The 1,676-nt window shown below is 65.7% G+C and carries 2 protein-coding genes and 1 pseudogene; all 3 read right to left on the bottom strand.

The genetic code is table 11. The features are described from left to right. Positions 1-262: pseudogene (locus tag AB4Y84_RS20980) on the bottom strand (BLUF domain-containing protein); the annotation flags it as partial. An 82-nt stretch (positions 263-344) separates the two neighbouring features. Beyond that, positions 345-1,484 (bottom strand): hybrid sensor histidine kinase/response regulator, encoded by a 1,140-nt coding sequence (locus tag AB4Y84_RS20975; RefSeq protein ID WP_442250852.1) that lies wholly within the window; start codon positions 1,482-1,484, stop codon positions 345-347. Continuing rightward, a partial coding sequence (locus AB4Y84_RS20970; RefSeq protein ID WP_442250851.1) for a chemotaxis protein CheB occupies positions 1,481-1,676 on the bottom strand: 196 nt, incomplete at its 5' end. The genes AB4Y84_RS20975 and AB4Y84_RS20970, both read right to left, overlap by 4 nt.

Genomic DNA, 1,676 nt, shown 5'->3' with positions numbered 1-1,676 from the left:
GTACGGAAACTGACGCTGGCCTACCCGGCCGCGCGCCAGTTCGACGATGTCGACATGGCTGCCGGCCTGCAGGATGCGCTCGTATACCGCCATCAGGCGGGCCTTCGATGTACTKCAGGAAGCGCTCGCTGTCATGCAGCAGCACACCGGTCACCCCTGCCATCTTGTTGAAGCGCGCGGCATCCTCGACCAGCGTCTGCAAACGCTCGGCGGACAGATCCGGCTTGGCCTGGCTGACATAGGCGATGGCACGCAGTGGCATGGAGCTTCCTTTGCAAGAATGGTGCCACGGTAGCAGTTGCGGACGAGCCCGTCTCAGTTCGCTCACGCGCCAGCTGAAGAATTCAGGAAACCGCCGGACTACGCAAATCGGAACGACGAGGCAGCAGCGCCTCGAACACCACGTGCCCCGCCTCGTTGCGCGCGCTCAACCGTCCACCATGGGCACGCACGAACTGGTCAACGATGTACAACCCCAGTCCGAGCCCGTTGCTCTGATGGAAGCTGGCCTTGAAGGGTTCGAACAGGCGCGGCAGCAACGCCTCATCGACATGGCCGTTGTTGCGCACGCGCAGCGCGACCACACGTGCATCGCCACCATCGACCTGCACCTGCACCGTCGCGTCGGCGCCATGGGTGAGTGCGTTGCCGACCAGGTTGGCGACGATCTGACCAAGGCGATCCATGTCGCCCTGCAGCGTCGAATCGCCACGGACATCCAGGGCGATACGATCGGTTCGATGGCCGGCACCGGCCTCCACCAGCACCGCACGTGTCACCTCGGCCAGGTCACATGCACCTGTCTGCAGGCGAAGGCCACCGCTGCGGATCCGCGAAAAGTCCAGCAGCTGCTCGACCATGCGTGCCATCCGCAGCGTGCTGGCTTCCAGGTAGCTCAGTGTCTGCTGCGCACCGGCATTGTCGTCCGGCAGTTCCAGCGACAGCTTGTCGGCACACAGCAGGATGGCCGACAGCGGCGTGCGCAGGTCGTGGGTGAGCACCGCGGCCATGGTCTCGTTGAGCTTCAACGCGCGCTCCAGCGCTTCGTTGCGCGCCTTCAGCAGCTGCCGCTGCTGGTAGAGCTCGATGAACACGTTGACCTTGCTGAGGATCACTTGCGGCGCCACCGGCTTGTGCAGGAAATCCACCGCGCCGGTCTCGTAGCCCTTGAACACCCGCAGCGGATCATCCGGCGAGGCGGTCAGGAAGATGATCGGCACATCCCGGCTGCGCTGCGAGCCGCGCATCAGCTCGGCCAGCATGAAACCGTCGATCTCCGGCATGTGCACGTCCAGCAGCGCCAGCGCTACCTCGTGCTCCAGCAGCAGCTCCAGCGCCTGCGCGCCAGAGTCCGCCAGCAACAGGTTGACGCCCTCGCGGCGCAGCAGCGCCTGCATGGCCACCAGGTTCTGCGGCACGTCGTCGACGATCAGCAGGTTGACCGGCGCCTGCGACTGGGCAGGGTCCGGCGRCAGCAGGTTCATGCAAACAACTCCTTCAGGCGACGACACATCAGTTCAAGGGGCAGCACGGCGTCGGCGCCGGCATGCTGCAGGGCAGAGGCCGGCATCATCGATGCCTCGGCCTCCTCGGGACATTGCAACCACGCCTGGCCGCCAGCGGCGCGCACCGCGGCCACGCCATCGCTGCCATCGCTGCTGGCACCGGTCAGCAGG

Source organism: Stenotrophomonas sp. 2YAF22, assembly GCF_052114665.1.
In the GTDB taxonomy this organism is placed as follows: domain Bacteria; phylum Pseudomonadota; class Gammaproteobacteria; order Xanthomonadales; family Xanthomonadaceae; genus Stenotrophomonas; species Stenotrophomonas indicatrix.
The sequence above is the reverse complement of the archived record's forward strand: the minus strand, read 5'-3'. Positions and strand labels throughout refer to the sequence as shown.